This window comes from Streptomyces krungchingensis (assembly GCF_054729265.1).
The window spans coordinates 8,067,129-8,081,771 of record NZ_JBPUKY010000001.1 but is presented as its reverse complement, the minus strand read 5'-3'; the positions used below and the strand labels follow the sequence as shown (position 1 = coordinate 8,081,771).

Below are 14,643 nucleotides of genomic sequence, written 5' to 3'. Positions count from 1 at the left end.
CGGCGGCGGGGCGCCGCCGGCGCCGGAGGGAGCGCGCCGTGACCCGACCCCCCACCGCCGCCCAGCGGCGCGTGATCGACGCCGCCGATCCGGTGACCGGACGGCTGAAGGGCACCCCGGCGCAGCTCGCCGCGCTGGTGCAGCGCGGGCTCGCCTTCCGGCATCCCCGGCCGCCGCACGACCACTTCCTGACCCCCGCCGGCCATCGCATACGCGAGGCCCCGGAGCCGGCCGCGACACCGCCCGCGCAGCCGTCCACCCCGGCGGACACCGGTGTGTTCGCCGCGCGGACCGGCGGCGAAGGGCCGCCCGACGCCGGGCCCGCGCGCGGGCGTGAGGTGCAGAGCGCCTGGCAGGGACTCCTGGAGCTGCGCCGCATGACCAACCCCGGCGGCGACACGGACCGGCCGTGCGGGTGGGAGCGCACGCATCTGGTGCAGGCCGCCGCGCTCGCCCTGGAGGCGGCAGGGCACCGCCCCGCGGGCCCGGAGGGCGGTGGCTACCGGGTGCGGGCGACGCCGCAGCCGGAGGCCGTCGCCGTGCGCGAGCCGGACCCCGAGGCGCTGCGTGCCTGCGCGGCGACCCTGGAGAAGGCGGGCTGGCAGGTCGGCGAGCACGGCGAACCCCGCACGGGCGCCCGGTACGTGCTGGCCTCGCCGCGCCGCGTGTGAACGTCCGCCCCGGCGCGGCGCACCGGCTCACGGCCGCCCGGAATCCCCAAGTGCCCTACGGGGCACCGGAAGTGCCGTACGAAGCAGGGAATCACGCCAACCGGATGCGCGCGGCCGAGGTGTTCCGCGCCTTCGTCCGGGGCCAGGGGGTTTCGTTCGGATCAGGTCGGATCGGGCCGCGGCGTCCGGTGCGGTGCGTCGCACGGCGGAGGATCACCCGCGTACTGGGCGTACTCGGGTGGTCCGACAACGCGGCGAGGTGCCGTGCCGGGCGTCGCGGACCCGGGCTGATCCAAACCAAACCCCTAGGCGGCGGACTCGCGCGGGCGGGGCTGCGCGGCCTCCAACTCCGGGCTGTGCTCGGCGTCGTAGGCCGCGCGCGACTCGGCGATGGTCACCCGGTGCCGCTCCGCCCAGTCGGTCAGGGACAGCAGGGTCGCATGCAACTCCCGTGCCACCGGCGTGAGTTCGTACTCGACCTTGGGCGGGACCGTCGGATGGACCGTGCGGGTGACGAGTCCGTCGCGCTCCAGATTGCGCAGGGTGAGGGTCAGCATGCGGCGGCTGATCCCCTCCACGCTGCGCTCCAGTTCGGTGAAGCGGATCGGGCCGTGGGCCGCCGCCACGATGATCAGCACGCTCCATTTCCCGGCCACCCTGTCAAGAACTTCGCGGACCGGGCACGCCTGCGCGAGCACTGCCTGCGAGGTAACACCGGTGTTCCCCTGGGACATCGAAGTGCCTCCTTATGCCGGTCTCCATGGTCTTCCACGATGTACCCCGTTACAAGTCGTGCACCTTTGGAGAAGGCCGAGGTCATCGCCATGTCGCCGCTGAGTGGGTCACCGACACCACGAACGTACTCCCGCTGGGCCGCGCTCGTCGTGCTGTGCGCGGGCACGCTGATGACGATCCTGGACGGGAACATCGTCACGGTCGCGATGCCCGCGATCCAGAACGATCTGGGTTTCTCCGGCCCGGGGCTGGCCTGGGTCGTGAACGCGTATCTGATCCCCTTCGGCGGACTGCTGCTCCTCGCGGGGCGGCTCGGGGACCTGGTGGGCCGCAGGCGGATGTTCGCCGCCGGGCTCGTGGTGTTCACCGTCGCGTCCGCGCTGTGCGGGATCGCGACGGACCGGGGCGTACTCGTCGCGGCCCGCGCGCTCCAGGGCGTCGGCGGGGCGATGACCTCGGCCGTCGTGCTCGGCATGCTGGTCGCGCTGTTCCCGGAACCCCGCGAACGGGCCCGTGCCATCGCCGTGTTCAGCGCGGTGGGCGCGGCGGGCGGCGCGCTCGGCACGTTCCTCGGAGGGGCCCTCACCCAGGGCCTCGGCTGGCACTGGATCTTCCTGATCAATCTGCCGATCGGAGTGGCGGCGTGGGTCGCCGCGCTGCGGATCCTCGCCCCGGACGACGGGCTGGGGCTGGGCAAGGGGGCCGACTACCCCGGGGCGGCCCTGGTCACGGGAGCGTTGATGCTGACCGTGTACACGATCGTGAGCGCCGGGGACCACGGGCCCGGCACCACCCTGGCCCTCGCCGCGCTCTCACCGGTCCTCCTCGCCGCCTTCGCCGTGCGGCAGGCGCGTGCCGCCCGCCCGCTGCTGCGGCTGCGGCTCTTCCGCTCCCGGGTCCTGGTGAGCGCCAACGCCGTGCAGATCCTGATGATCGCCGGCATGTACGGCTTCCAGTACATCGGGGCGCTCTATCTCCAACGGGTCCTCGGATACGACGAGTTGCTCACCGGCACGGCCTTCCTGCCCGCGCCGGTGCTGATCGGGGTGCTGATGCTGAGCCTGTCGGCGCGCACCGTCGCCCGCTTCGGCGCCCATCGCGTCCTGTGCGCCGGGCTCGTCCTCATCACGGCGGGCATGGCGCTGCTGAGCAGGATCCCGGCGGACGGCGCGTACGTCACCGACGTGCTGCCCGCGATGCTCCTGCTCGCCGCCGGCTTCGCGGCCGCGATGCCCGCGGTGACGGGACTCGCGATGGCGGGCGCCCGCGAGGAGGACGCGGGCCTCGCCTCCGGACTCTTCAACACCACGCAGGTGGTGGGCGGTTCGCTGGGTCTCGCGGCCCTGACGACGCTGGCGGCGGCCCGCACCGGGCGTCTGACCGCGCGGGGCGAACAGGTCGTGGCGGCGACGGCGGACGGCTATCGGCTCGCCTTCACGGTGGCCACGGGGATCGCGGCGCTGGCCCTGGTGCTGGCGGCGGTGCTCCTGGGTCGGGGGAATGCCTCCTCCCCCGAGCCGGAGGAGGCGCCGGTGCCCGCCGGGGCCCCTTCGGTGTAGCCCTCGGGCGGGCCGGCCTCGGCGAACCGGGCGCGGAGGGCGTCCGGTTCGCCGGGGCCGGCCACTGCTGCCGGTCGACCCGGCGGCCGACTTCCGCACGCCGATGGGCGCCCGCCGGAGTCCCGCTTCACCGGGCGTCTCCCGGCAGCACGGCCTTGTCGGGCTCCCGCGTCGGTACGGGGACCTGGTTGAACCCGTAGTACACCGCGAGCAGACCGTGCGCGGCCAGGGTCAGCGGGGCGGAGACGTAGGCGAGGCCGACCGTGGCCGGGTAGGCGAGCGATCCGAGGGCGAAGCGGACCCGGGTGCGGCGGGCGGCGGCCACGTCGACCCGGCCGTCGAGGAGATGGCCGGTGCGGGTCAGGTGCCACCACAGGGCCTGGAAGGCGAGGGCCATCGCGACCATGACCATGCTGTAGACCGCGGCCGCGACATGGGAGGCCTCGTCCTCGCGGAGGTACTCCGCGAGCATCGCGGTCGGCCAGGGCACGGCGGCCACCACCATCAGCACGAGCAGATTCAGGAACATCAGCGTGCGGTCGACCCTGACGACGTAGCCGAAGAGCTGGTGGTGGTTGATCCACATGATGCCGATGACCAGGAAACTGACCACATAGGCGGCGTACGAGGGCCATTGCGCGCCCAGCGCGTGCCACAGACCGCCGTGCTCCCCCACCTCGGGGACCTTGATCTCCAGGATCAGCAGTGTGATGGCGATGGCGAAGACACCGTCGCTGAAGGCCTCCACACGGCCCGACTCGTTCATGAAACGCACTCCCCCTCGTGACCCCGACCCCGGTGCGCCGTCCCGACCGCGCGCTCCGACGGTAACGGAGCGACCGGCCTCCGTCTCGCACCAACTCGCTTTGCCCGTACGGGTGTACGGCCCTCGGAATCTCTGGTAGGAAACTTTCCTAACAGTACGCGGAACCACACACCCCACTCCGGAGGTACCGTGCACACCCCCCACATACGGACGTCGCGCCGCACCCTGCTCGCCCTGATCGGAGCATCGCTGGTGGCAGGTCCCCTCGTCGCCACCCAGTCCGCGACCGCCGCGCCGGTCGGTCTGGACGACCCCGCGAAGAAGGAGATCGCGATGAAGCTGGTCTCCAGCGCGGAGAACTCCTCGCTGGACTGGAAAGCGCAGTACAAGTACATCGAGGACATCGGCGACGGACGCGGTTACACCGCCGGGATCATCGGCTTCTGCTCGGGCACCGGCGACATGCTCGACCTGGTGGAGCTCTACACCCGGCGCAAGCCCGGCAACGTACTGGCCAAGTACCTGCCCGCGCTGCGCGAGGTGAACGGCAGCGACTCGCACGACGGCCTCGACCCCGGTTTCCCGGGCGACTGGCGCAGGGCGGCGCAGGACACGGCCTTCCAGCAGGCGCAGAACGACGAGCGCGACCGGGTGTACTTCGACCCGGCCGTCCGGCAGGGCAAGGCCGACGGCATCGGCGCGCTCGGCCAGTTCACCTACTACGACGCCATCGTGATGCACGGCGACGGCGGCGACAGCACCAGTTTCAGCAGCATCAGGCGGCGCGCGCTGGCCAAGGCGAAGCCGCCGTCCCAGGGCGGCGACGAGGTGACCTACCTCAACGCCTTCCTCGACGCGCGCGTATGGGCCATGAAGCAGGAGGAGGCCCACTCCGACACCAGCCGGGTCGACACCGCACAGCGGGTCTTCGTGCGCAAGCGGAACCTGAACCTCGATCCGCCGCTGGACTGGCAGGTCTACGGCGACAGTTACCACATCGGCTGACGGGTCCGGGAAGGCCGAGGGCGCGGCACGGTTCTCGTGCCGCGCCCTCGGCGGGCCCGCCGGGCGGGTGCGCCCCGGTCAGTGCGCCGGGACCGCCTTGAGGTCCTCGCCCGCCTCCATCGGGTGCGTCACCTCGCCCGCGTCGTGGCATTCACCCTTGCCGAGGTGGTTGAAGACCAGGTTGAGGACCACGGCCGTGACACAGCCCGTCGAGATCCCCGAGTCCAGCACGATCCGCGCGGTCTCGGGGAACGCGTGGTAGAACTCCGGCGCGGTGATCGGGATGATGCCGACGGCCAGCGAGACGGCCACGATCAGCACGTTGTTGTCCTTCTCCAGGCCGGCCCGGACGAGGGTCTGGATGCCGCTCGCGGCGACCGAGCCGAACAGCACGACGCCCGCTCCGCCGAGCACCGGACGGGGCACGACGGCGATGAGCGACGCGGCCATCGGGCACAGGCCCATCAGCACCAGGAAACCGCCACCGGTGGCGACGACGTACCGGCTGCGGATCCTCGTCATCGCGACCAGACCGATGTTCTGCGCGAAGGCGCTGCACATGAAGCCGTTGAAGAGGGGGCTCAGCGCCGAGCCGAGGGTGTCGGCGCGCAGGCCGGCCGCGATGGTCTTCTCGTCGGCGGGCCGCTCGACGATCTCGCCCAGCGCCAGCATGTCCGCGGTCGACTCGGTCATGGACACCACCATCACCACGCACAGCGAGAGGATCGCGGCGAGCTGGAACTGCGGGGCGCCGAAGTGGAAGGGCGTCGGGAAGCCGACCACGTCCGCGTCGGCCACGGGGCCGAAGTCCGTGACGCCGAAGGGGATCGCGACGAGCGTGCCGATCACCAGACCGAGCAGCACCGCGATCTGCTTCACGAAGCCGCGGGTGAAGCGGCGCAGCAGCAGGACGACGACGAGCGTGGCGCCGGCGAGGCCGAGATAGGTGGTCGACCCGTAGTCGTGGGCCGCAGGGTCTGGGCCCTGCGCCCAGCCGAACGCGACCGGCAGGAGCGAGACACCGATCAGGGTGATCACGCTGCCGGTGACGACGGGCGGGAAGAAGCGGACGGCCTTGCTGAAGAAGGGGGCGGCTATGAAACCGAGGACGCCCGCGACGATGACCGCGCCGAAGATGATCGGCAGCGCGTCGCTCTTGTCGTCGGCGGACGCGACGACGGCGGTCATGGGAGCGACACCGGCGAAGGTGACACCGTTGACGAACGGCAGCCTGGCGCCGATCTTCCAGAAGCCGAGGGTCTGCAGGAAGGTGGCGAGGCCCGCGGTGAACAGGCAGGCGCCGGTGAGGAAGGTCAGTTCGGTGGCGGACAGACCGACGGCGGCGCCGACGATCAGCGGTGGGGCGACGACTCCCGCGTACATCGCGGCCACGTGCTGGAGGCCGCTGGTCGCCATCTTGAGGGCGGGCAGTTTCTCGTCGACTGGATGCTTGGGCTGGCCAGTCGGTCGTGCATCGGTGCGGGGCGCGGGCTGAGCGGCCACAGCGGCTCCTCCGGTCGGGTACACGTCGGCATTGACGCGGGTTTCAGGGAGGTGATGCGCGGTCGTGCGGGACCGGGACGGATGCGTTCGGGGCGAACGGCACCCGTTTGTTGGGGACGGGGACCGTTCCGGGGCGTGCACGTCCATGCCCGCCCCGGACACGGCCGCCATGGACCCCGCTCGGGTCCACGGCTACCGGCAGAGGGCCGTCCCCCCCTGCCGGAGATCTCCGGTTGACGGCCCGCGCGCCACACGGCGCACGGGCCGGCGCGTCAGTCCCGCCCGGCGATGCCCGCCAGGCGCTGCGCCTCTTCCCGCGTGGAGCGGGCGATGGCGTCCTCGTCGACGTGCAGCAGACGGCCGTCCTCGACGACCGGCCTGCCGTTCACGAGCGAGAGCGTGACCGGTGCGGCGGCGCCGAAGACCAGCGCGGTCACCGGATCGGCGATCGAGGCGTGGGCCAGGGTGTCCAGCTTCCACAGGACCAGGTCGGCGAGCTTGCCCGGTTCCAGGGAGCCGATCTGGGAGGCGCGGCCGAGGACCTGGGCGCCGCCGTAGGTGCCGAGGCGCAGCGCCTGACGGGCGTTCAGGGCGGCCTCGCGGTGGGCGCCGAGCCGGTTGATGAGCAGGGCGTTGCGCAGTTCGGTGTGCAGTTCGCCGGACTCGTTGGAGGCGGTGCCGTCGACACCGAGGCCGACCGGGACGCCGGCCGCGAGCATGTCGGGGACGCGGGCGATACCGGCCGCCAGGCGGGCGTTGGAGGACGGGCAGTGGGCGACGCCGGTCTTCGTACGGGCGAACGCGGCGATGTCGGAGTCGTTCATGTGGACGCAGTGCGCCATCCACACGTCCTCGCCGAGCCAGCCGGTGGACTCGAAGTAGTCGGTCGGGCCCATGCCGAACAGTTCCTTGCAGAACTGCTCCTCCTCGACGGTCTCCGATCCGTGCGTGTGCAGCCGTACGCCCTTGCGCCGGGCGAGTTCGGCGCCCTGCCTGAGGAGTTCGGTGGAGACGGAGAACGGCGAGCAGGGCGCGACCGCGATCTGCGTCATCGCGTCGAAGGAGGCGTCGTGGTGCTCGTCGATGGTCGCCTCGGTCGCGGCCAGCGCGCCGTCGAGGGTCTCGACGGCGAAGTCCGGGGGAAGGCCGCCGTCCGACTTGCCGCGGTCCATCGAGCCGCGGGCGAGGGTGAAGCGGACGCCCGTCTCGCGGGCGGCCCGGATGATGGCGCCGGACAGGTCGCCGGAGCCCCTCGGATACACGTAGTGGTGGTCCATGGCGGTGGTCACACCGCCGCGGGCCATCATGGCGAGGGAGCCCTGCGCGGCGGAGTACGCCATCTTCTCGTCGATGCGCGCCCAGGTCGGGTACAGCGCGACGAGCCAGTTGAAGAGGTTGTGGTCCGTGGCGAGGCCGCGGGTGATCCACTGGTAGAAGTGGTGGTGGGTGTTGACCAGGCCGGGCGTGGCCAGGTGCCCGGTGCCGTCGATGCGGCGTACCACGTTCTCCAGGTCGTCGGGGGCCCTGCCCGCGCCGACCGACTCGATCCTGTTGCCGGCGACGACGATGTGGCCCGAGGCGTACTCGGTGTCGCCTCCGTCCACGGTCGCGATGGCGCAGTTCTCGATGACGATGCGCTCGACTGCCACGGCGGTTCCTCGTTCTTCCCATTGGTGGACGGATCCGGGGGTCGAGCGGGGTGACGACCGGATCCGTGGTGCTGTTGTTGCGCAGATGCCCCCGCTCTCCCCTGGGACTTGACGCCGGCGCACGCGTCGGGGAATCGGGCACGTAGTCCCGCGGAGCAGTCCTACAGGTTGGTGAGGTCCACCGGGATGCGCGGCTCGCAGCCGTCACGCAGGATGGTCGCCTCGATGAGGCCGTACGGACGATCGGCGGCGAAGTAGACCTCGTTGTCGTTCTCCAGACCGAACGGCTCCAGGTCGACGAGGAAGTGGTGCTTGTTCGGGAGGGAGAAGCGCACCTCGTCGATCTCACTGCGGTTGTTGATGATGCGCGCGCCCATCTGGTACAGGGTCTGCTGCAGCGAGAGGGAGTACGTCTCGGCGAAGGCCTGGAGCATGTGCTTCTTCACCTGGTCGTAGGACTTCTCCCAGTTGGGCATCTTCTGCTCGTCGCCGCTCCAGTTGAAGCGCCAGCGGCCGGACACCTGGGTGGCCAGGATGCGGTCGTAGGCCTCCTTGAGCGTCGTGTACTTGTCCTTGACGTAGCCCCAGAACTCGGAGTTCGTGGAGTTCATCACGACGAGGTCCTTCAGACCGGAGATGACCTCCCAGTTCTCACCGTCGAAGGTGATCTGGGTGACGCGGGTCTCCTGGCCCTTGCGGACGAAGGAGTGCTTGACCGCGTCCGCGCCGATGAACTTGGAGTTCGCGTCCGAGGCCTCGATGCGCTCCCAGGCGTACTCCTCGATACGGATGCGCGCCTGCTTGATCGGCTCCTGGCTGGTGACGAAGTGCCGGGCGAGGTGGATGCCGAACTGCTCGGCGGACTCGATGCCGTACTCCTTGGCGAAGGCGTACACCGTGTTCTTGGTGGTGTCCGTCGGCAGGACGTTCGCGTTGGAGCCCGAGTAGTGGACCTCCTCCATGTCGCCGCTGAGCGCGACCGACACGTTCAGGTCCTTGATGTGGTGCGTGGCGCCGTCGCGGGTGATCCTGACGACTCGGTTCTCGGCCTTGCCGTACTGGTTCTGTCCCAGAATCGTGGGCATGTCTGCTAGCTCCCTCGGTAAACGGAGTAGCCGAACGGGTTGAGCAGCAGCGGTACGTGGTAGTGCTCGCCCGGCCGGACGGCGAAGGTGATCGCCACCTCCGGGAAGAACACTCCGGGCGCGCCGCTGTCCCGATTCGCGGGGGCGTCCTGCTGCGCATCGGCTTGCTTCTTTTCGAAGTACTGCTCGACGGCGAAGTCGAGCCGTACGTGGGTCGTCCCCTCCGGCAGTGCCGGAAGGTCCTTGCACCGGCCGTCCGCGTCGGTCGCGGAGCCGCCGAGCGCCTCCCAGTCCGCCTCACCGCCGGCGCGTGCCGCGAGGTGGACGGCGACGCCCTCGGCGGGGCGTCCCGCGCTGGTGTCCAGGATGTGCGTGGACACGGAGGCGGTGGTGTCGGTGCTCATGCCTCATCTCCCTCTACGAGACCGGCCAGACGGATGCGATTGATCTTGCCCAGTTCGGAGCGGACGATCTCCCGCTCCTGCTCGGGCGAGTTGCCGATCCGTTCCTTGACCGCGTCGCGCATCTGCTCCCCGGTCCGGCCGGTGGCGCAGATCAGGAAGACGTGGCCGAACTTCTCCTGGTAGGCCAGGTTCAGTTCGAGCATCTCCTCCTTGAGTTCCGCGGAGGCGCCGGCCATGCCGCGCTGCTCCCGGGAGGAGGTGGGGTCCCCCGGCTTCGGGCGTCCGATCGGCGGGTGTCCCGCCATCGCCTCCGCCAGGTCCGCGGCGGTCAGCTCATCCATGGCGGTGTCGCTCGCCAGGTGCAGATCGTCGGTGGTGGCGTACGGGCGCCGGGCGAGCAGGATGCGGGCCCACGCGGTGGAGGCGCACACCTCGTGGAGTGCGGCGAGGGCCGCCTGCTCCTCCAGGGCGTTGAACCGGGCGAGACCGCCAGGTGTCGTACTCGAAGTCACGGGAAGCCTCCGTGGCCTTGTGCTGGACGGGCTGCGGATAGCTAACGCCCTCGGAAACACCACGTCAACACTTTGTTGAAAACTTCGGGTAACAAAAACCGCCGCCCGGCAGTCCGGACGGCGGTGCCTCGCGCGCGAGCCGACCCTCGCCGCGTCGTGCCTGGTCAGGCCCCTTTTTCGCGGTTCAGATAGTTGTAGACGGTGAACCGGCTCACGCCGAGCGCGCTCGCCACGGTCTCCACGCCGTGCCGTACGGAGAATGCTCCGCGCGCTTCCAGTATGCGCACGACCTCCTGCTTCGCCTTGCGGTCGAGATCGGCCAGCGGCCGGCCCTGCTTGCGCTCCAGGGCGGCCAGGATGTGGTCCAGCGAGTCGGCGAGCTGGGGCAGGCGCACGGCGACGACGTCCGCGCCCTCCCAGGACAGCACGACGTCGTCGGCCCCGGCCTCGCCGGGCGGCAGCATCTCGCCCCCCATGGCGTCGACCAGCGGCTTGACCGCCGTGACGAAGGGGTCGTCCCCGATACCGGTCACTTATCACCCTCCCCGACCACGTTCACCTGGAGCGAGACCCGGGTGGCGCCCGCCCCCAGGGCCTGGCGCAGCAGCGCGTCGACCGCGGTGAGCACCGCGTCCGCGCCGCCCTCCGCGGTGTTGCCGAACGGGCCGACGTCCACGGCGTCCAGCTCGGCCGCCTCGATGACCTCGCGGGCGACCAGCGCGTGCGGGGGCGCCTCGTCGAGGTCGAAGGGCTCGGTCGTGAACTCCACTCTCAATCGCACGGGCTCAACCTACTGCGCACCGCGGTTTTCCCGGCAGCCCCCTCCGCGCCGGACCCCCCGTACGGGCCGGTTTCCTGCGGCACCCCCTTGACAAGCCACGACGCCCGACGGCAATCTTCCATTAAGCAGAAACGAACTTCCGTAATACGGAATCTCGACAACGGAAGGGAGCGCCGACCCCCATGGGATTCGCAGAGCAGCGCTTCAACGTCAACCTGTCGATCCTCTTCACGGAACTCCCGCTCCTGGAGCGCCCCGCGGCCGCCGCCGCGGCGGGCTTCACCGCGGTCGAGCTGTGGTGGCCCTGGGTCGACTCCCCCACCCCCGAGCAGTCCGAGCTCGACGCCCTGAAGAAGGCGATCGAGGACGCGGGCGTCCGGCTGACGGGCCTGAACTTCTACGCCGGGCAGCTGCCCGGCCCCGACCGGGGCGCACTGTCGGTCCCCGGGGCCGAGTCGGAGAAGTTCCGCGCCAACATCGACGTGGCCGCGGAGTTCGCCCGGTCGCTCGGCTGCAAGGCGCTCAACGCGCTGTACGGCAACCGCGTCGAGGGCGTGGACCCCGCCGAGCAGGACGCGCTCGCGCTGGAGAACCTGGTCCTCGCGGCGCGCGCCGCCGACCGGATCGGCGCGATCCTCCTGGTCGAGACGCTCAACCAGCCGGAGTCCCCGGACTACCCGCTGGTCAGCGCGCCGGCCGGCATCGGCGTGGTCGACAAGGTCAACGAGGCGACGGGCCTCGGCAACGCCAAGTTCCTCATGGACCTGTACCACCTGTCCATGAACGGCGAGGACCTGCCGCAGGTGATCGCCGAGTACACCGGCCGGACCGGGCACGTGCAGATCGCCGACAACCCCGGCCGCGGCGCCCCGGGCACCGGCACCCTCCCGCTGGAGGACCTCCTCGACCAGCTGCGGAAGGCCGGTTACGAGGGCTGGGTCGGCCTGGAGTACAAGCCCGGCGACCGCCCGAGCGCGGAGGCCTTCGACTGGCTGCCCGCGCAGGACCGCGCCGCCCGCTGAGCCCCCGGGCCCGCCCCCGCCGTGCGCCACGCACGGACCGGGCAACCCGCCGCGCGGCACCCGGGGCGGACGCAGCCGACGCCCCGCGGCACCCCCAGACGCAGCAGAGACGCCAGAGAGGCACCCCCATGAGCAACAACCCCGCAGACTCCGCCCGCCCGACGGTGGCCTGGATCGGCCTCGGCATCATGGGTTCGCCCATGTCGGAGAACCTGATCAAGGCCGGCTACGAGGTCACCGGCTACACGCTGGAGCAGGACAAGCTGGAGCGCCTGGCCGCCGCCGGCGGCACCGCGGCCGGCTCGATCGCCGAGGCCGTGCGCGAGGCCGACGTCGTGATCACGATGGTGCCCGCCTCCCCGCACGTCGAGGCCATCGCCTACGGCCCGGACGGCATCCTGGAGAACGCCAAGGCCGGCGCCCTGCTGATCGACATGTCGTCGATCACCCCGCAGACCTCCGTGGACCTCGCCGCGGCGGCGAAGGGCAAGGGCATCCGCGTGCTGGACGCCCCCGTGTCCGGCGGCGAGGCCGGCGCGATCGAGGCCGTGCTCTCGATCATGGTCGGGGGCGAGCAGGCCGACTTCGACGAGGCCGAGCCGATCTTCGAGGCACTGGGCAGGACCATCGTGCTGTGCGGTCCGCACGGCTCGGGCCAGACCGTGAAGGCCGCCAACCAGCTGATCGTCGCCGTGAACATCCAGGCGTGCGCCGAGGCCGTGGTCTTCCTGGAGAAGTCCGGCGTGGACCTGAGGGCCGCGCTCGACGTCCTCAACGGCGGTCTCGCCGGCTCCACCGTGCTGACGCGCAAGAAGGACAACTTCCTGAACCGCGACTTCAAGCCCGGCTTCCGCATCGACCTGCACCACAAGGACATGGGCATCGTCACCGACGCCGCCCGCAACGTCGGCGCCGCGCTGCCGGTCGGCGGCATGGTCGCGCAGCTCGTCGCCAGCCTGCGCGCGCAGGGTGACGGCGGCCTGGACCACTCCGCGCTGCTGCGCTCGGTCGAGCGCCTCTCCGGCGCCCAGGTCTGAGTCCTCCCGAACGTCCGGACCGCGGCGGCGTCGACACCTGTCCTGTCGCGCCCAGGCGCCGCCGCGGCCCGGATCCCTCTTCAACAAACTGTTGACGCCCAGTTCGCCCCGAACCTAGGCTCCACCAAGCGGAAGGTCCATGAAGCGGAATCAGTTTTCCGCCGACCCCGCTGCCCCCTCGTACGGAAGGTCACGATGTCGAAGCGCGTGCTTACGACCGAGTCCGGCGCCCCGGTCGCCGACAACCAGAACTCCGCCACCGCCGGCGTCGGTGGCCCGCTCCTGCTCCAGGACCAGCACCTCCTGGAGAAGCTCGCCCGGTTCAACCGCGAGCGCATCCCGGAGCGTGTGGTGCACGCCCGCGGTTCCGGCGCCTACGGCTACTTCGAGGTCACGGACGACGTCACGGGCTTCACCCACGCCGACTTCCTGGACACCGTCGGCAAGCGCACCGAGGTCTTCCTGCGCTTCTCCACCGTGGCCGACAGCCTCGGCGGCGCGGACGCGGTCCGCGACCCGCGCGGCTTCGCGCTGAAGTTCTACACCGAAGAGGGCAACTACGACCTCGTCGGCAACAACACCCCGGTGTTCTTCATCAAGGACCCCATCAAGTTCCCCGACTTCATCCACTCCCAGAAGCGCGACCCGTTCACGGGCAAGCAGGAGCCGGACAACGTCTGGGACTTCTGGGCACACGCCCCCGAGGCGACGCACCAGATCACCTGGCTGATGGGCGACCGCGGCGTCCCGGCCTCGTACCGCCACATGAACGGCTACGGCTCGCACACCTACCAGTGGACGAACGCCGAGGGCGAGGCCTTCTTCGTCAAGTACCACTTCAAGACCAACCAGGGCGTCCGCTCCCTGTCCGCCGAGCAGGCCCAGGAGATCGCGGGCAAGGACCCGAACTCGCACCAGACCGACCTGCTCCAGGCCATCGAGCGCGGCGTGAACCCGTCCTGGACGCTGCACGTCCAGATCATGCCGGCGGCCGAGGCGGCCGACTACCGCTTCAACCCGTTCGACCTCACCAAGGTGTGGCCGCACCGCGACTACCCGCTCCAGCGCGTGGGCCGCCTGGTCCTCGACCGCAACCCGGACAACGTCTTCGCCGAGGTCGAGCAGGCCGCCTTCTCCCCGAACAACTTCGTCCCGGGCATCGGCCCCTCCCCCGACAAGATGCTCCAGGGCCGTCTGTTCGCCTACGCGGACGCGCACCGCTACCGACTGGGCGTCAACCACACCCAGCTCGCGGTCAACGCCCCGAAGGCCGCGGCCGCCGCCAACTACGGCCGTGACGGCCTGATGGCCACCAACGGCCAGGGCCGCCACGCCAAGAACTACGAGCCCAACTCGTACGACGGTCCGGCCGAGACCGGCCGCCCGCTGTCCGCACCGCTCGCGGTGTCGGGCCACACGGGCACCCACGAGGCCCCGCTGCACACGAAGGACGACCACTTCTTCCAGGCGGGTGAGCTGTACCGCCTGATGTCGGCCGAGGAGCGGTCCCGGCTGATCGCGAACATCGCCGGCGGCCTCTCCCAGGTCTCCCGCGACGACGTGATCGAGAAGAACCTCGCCCACTTCCACGCCGCCGACCCGGAGTACGGCCGGCGTGTGGAGGAGGCCGTCCGCGCCCTGCGCGAGGACTGAGCCTCGACACGAGCCGCCCGTGACGGCACTGGACCCGGATGAGGGGTGGTCCAGCGCCGTCCGGGCAGGACCGGGACCGCGGCGGCGTGCGAGCCAGTGCGGTGGTGACGGTTCACCGGCCCCCTTCTCGACCTGAGGGAAGGGGAACCGGGTTCCATCGCACCCGCCGCGGTCCTCTCCGTACCCCTGGTGCGGCTCTCTCCTTATGTCCGCGCACTCCCGGAGCGGCTCTCTCCGCACTCCCGGTGCGGTCCTCCCGCC

At 70.9% G+C, this 14,643-nt stretch carries 15 protein-coding genes; 6 read left to right on the top strand and 9 right to left on the bottom strand.

What is annotated here, in order from left to right:
• Window positions 1–38: 38 nt before the first annotated feature.
• Window positions 39–671 carry a hypothetical protein gene (locus tag ACSYGO_RS35270; RefSeq protein ID WP_432176192.1) on the top strand — a complete coding sequence of 211 codons (633 nt, stop codon included), beginning with the start codon at window positions 39–41 and terminating at the stop codon, window positions 669–671.
• Window positions 672–976: 305 nt separating this feature from the next.
• Here ACSYGO_RS35270 and ACSYGO_RS35265 read toward each other — a convergent pair whose 3' ends face one another.
• Window positions 977–1,405 (bottom strand): winged helix-turn-helix transcriptional regulator, encoded by a 429-nt coding sequence (locus ACSYGO_RS35265; protein ID WP_426682172.1) that lies wholly within the window; start codon window positions 1,403–1,405, stop codon window positions 977–979.
• Between the two features lie 90 nt (window positions 1,406–1,495).
• On the opposite strand from ACSYGO_RS35265, the gene ACSYGO_RS35260 reads away from it, so the two are divergent.
• On the top strand, window positions 1,496–2,965 hold the full coding sequence (locus ACSYGO_RS35260; RefSeq protein ID WP_460389003.1) for an MFS transporter: 1,470 nt from the start codon (window positions 1,496–1,498) through the stop codon (window positions 2,963–2,965).
• 127 nt (window positions 2,966–3,092) lie between these two features.
• Here ACSYGO_RS35260 and ACSYGO_RS35255 read toward each other — a convergent pair whose 3' ends face one another.
• A complete protein-coding gene (locus tag ACSYGO_RS35255) occupies window positions 3,093–3,731 on the bottom strand; it encodes a TMEM175 family protein (protein WP_426682170.1) in 639 nt (212 codons plus the stop codon).
• A gap of 189 nt (window positions 3,732–3,920) precedes the next feature.
• On the opposite strand from ACSYGO_RS35255, the gene ACSYGO_RS35250 reads away from it, so the two are divergent.
• The gene (locus ACSYGO_RS35250) at window positions 3,921–4,736 is read left to right on the top strand and encodes a chitosanase (protein ID WP_432176195.1); all 816 of its coding nucleotides are present in this window, start codon (window positions 3,921–3,923) and stop codon (window positions 4,734–4,736) included.
• A 78-nt stretch (window positions 4,737–4,814) separates the two neighbouring features.
• On the opposite strand, the gene ACSYGO_RS35245 is transcribed toward ACSYGO_RS35250, so the two are convergent.
• The 7 genes from ACSYGO_RS35245 to ACSYGO_RS35215 all read right to left on the bottom strand — a co-directional run bounded on the left by ACSYGO_RS35245 (window position 4,815) and on the right by ACSYGO_RS35215 (window position 10,670).
• The gene (locus tag ACSYGO_RS35245; RefSeq protein ID WP_426682220.1) at window positions 4,815–6,152 is read right to left on the bottom strand and encodes a nucleobase:cation symporter-2 family protein; all 1,338 of its coding nucleotides are present in this window, start codon (window positions 6,150–6,152) and stop codon (window positions 4,815–4,817) included.
• A gap of 359 nt (window positions 6,153–6,511) precedes the next feature.
• Entirely contained in the window at window positions 6,512–7,888 is a 1,377-nt protein-coding gene (locus ACSYGO_RS35240) for an 8-oxoguanine deaminase (RefSeq protein WP_426682168.1), read from the bottom strand.
• Window positions 7,889–8,049: 161 nt separating this feature from the next.
• Window positions 8,050–8,973, bottom strand: a complete 924-nt coding sequence (gene pucL, locus ACSYGO_RS35235; RefSeq protein ID WP_095937390.1) for a factor-independent urate hydroxylase — start codon at window positions 8,971–8,973, stop codon at window positions 8,050–8,052.
• A gap of 5 nt (window positions 8,974–8,978) precedes the next feature.
• Complete coding sequence (uraH, locus tag ACSYGO_RS35230; protein WP_426682167.1) at window positions 8,979–9,377, bottom strand: hydroxyisourate hydrolase; 399 nt, start codon at window positions 9,375–9,377, stop codon at window positions 8,979–8,981.
• Window positions 9,374–9,889, bottom strand: a complete 516-nt coding sequence (gene uraD, locus ACSYGO_RS35225) for a 2-oxo-4-hydroxy-4-carboxy-5-ureidoimidazoline decarboxylase (RefSeq protein WP_426682166.1) — start codon at window positions 9,887–9,889, stop codon at window positions 9,374–9,376. Before uraD ends, uraH begins: the two co-directional genes overlap by 4 nt.
• 164 nt (window positions 9,890–10,053) lie before the next feature.
• Window positions 10,054–10,422 carry a helix-turn-helix domain-containing protein gene (locus ACSYGO_RS35220; protein ID WP_028800614.1) on the bottom strand — a complete coding sequence of 123 codons (369 nt, stop codon included), beginning with the start codon at window positions 10,420–10,422 and terminating at the stop codon, window positions 10,054–10,056.
• Entirely contained in the window at window positions 10,419–10,670 is a 252-nt protein-coding gene (locus tag ACSYGO_RS35215) for a YkoF family thiamine-binding protein (RefSeq protein WP_426682165.1), read from the bottom strand. The genes ACSYGO_RS35220 and ACSYGO_RS35215 overlap by 4 nt, the downstream gene beginning before the upstream one ends.
• A gap of 182 nt (window positions 10,671–10,852) precedes the next feature.
• Between ACSYGO_RS35215 and ACSYGO_RS35210 the strand changes: the two genes are divergently transcribed.
• The 3 genes from ACSYGO_RS35210 (at window position 10,853) to ACSYGO_RS35200 (ending at window position 14,382) form a co-directional block, all read left to right on the top strand.
• Window positions 10,853–11,692: a TIM barrel protein gene (locus ACSYGO_RS35210; protein WP_426682164.1), complete on the top strand. Its 840-nt coding sequence runs from the start codon at window positions 10,853–10,855 to the stop codon at window positions 11,690–11,692.
• Window positions 11,689–12,729 (top strand): 2-hydroxy-3-oxopropionate reductase, encoded by a 1,041-nt coding sequence (locus tag ACSYGO_RS35205; RefSeq protein ID WP_460389797.1) that lies wholly within the window; start codon window positions 11,689–11,691, stop codon window positions 12,727–12,729. Before ACSYGO_RS35210 ends, ACSYGO_RS35205 begins: the two co-directional genes overlap by 4 nt.
• A 195-nt stretch (window positions 12,730–12,924) precedes the next feature.
• Window positions 12,925–14,382, top strand: a complete 1,458-nt coding sequence (locus tag ACSYGO_RS35200) for a catalase (protein ID WP_432188978.1) — start codon at window positions 12,925–12,927, stop codon at window positions 14,380–14,382.
• The last annotated feature ends 261 nt before the right edge of the window (window positions 14,383–14,643 follow it).

Excerpts from the sequence above, each read along its gene's own strand:
- ACSYGO_RS35260 (WP_460389003.1), top strand. The coding sequence starts at position 1,496 with ATGTCGCCGCTGAGTGGGTCACCGACACCACGAACGTACTCCCGCTGG.
- pucL (WP_095937390.1), bottom strand. The coding sequence starts at position 8,973 with ATGCCCACGATTCTGGGACAGAACCAGTACGGCAAGGCCGAGAACCGA.
- ACSYGO_RS35255 (WP_426682170.1), bottom strand. The coding sequence starts at position 3,731 with ATGAACGAGTCGGGCCGTGTGGAGGCCTTCAGCGACGGTGTCTTCGCC.
- ACSYGO_RS35265 (WP_426682172.1), bottom strand. The coding sequence starts at position 1,405 with ATGTCCCAGGGGAACACCGGTGTTACCTCGCAGGCAGTGCTCGCGCAG.
- ACSYGO_RS35210 (WP_426682164.1), top strand. The coding sequence starts at position 10,853 with ATGGGATTCGCAGAGCAGCGCTTCAACGTCAACCTGTCGATCCTCTTC.
- uraH (WP_426682167.1), bottom strand. The coding sequence starts at position 9,377 with ATGAGCACCGACACCACCGCCTCCGTGTCCACGCACATCCTGGACACC.
- ACSYGO_RS35200 (WP_432188978.1), top strand. The coding sequence starts at position 12,925 with ATGTCGAAGCGCGTGCTTACGACCGAGTCCGGCGCCCCGGTCGCCGAC.
- ACSYGO_RS35245 (WP_426682220.1), bottom strand. The coding sequence starts at position 6,152 with ATGGCGACCAGCGGCCTCCAGCACGTGGCCGCGATGTACGCGGGAGTC.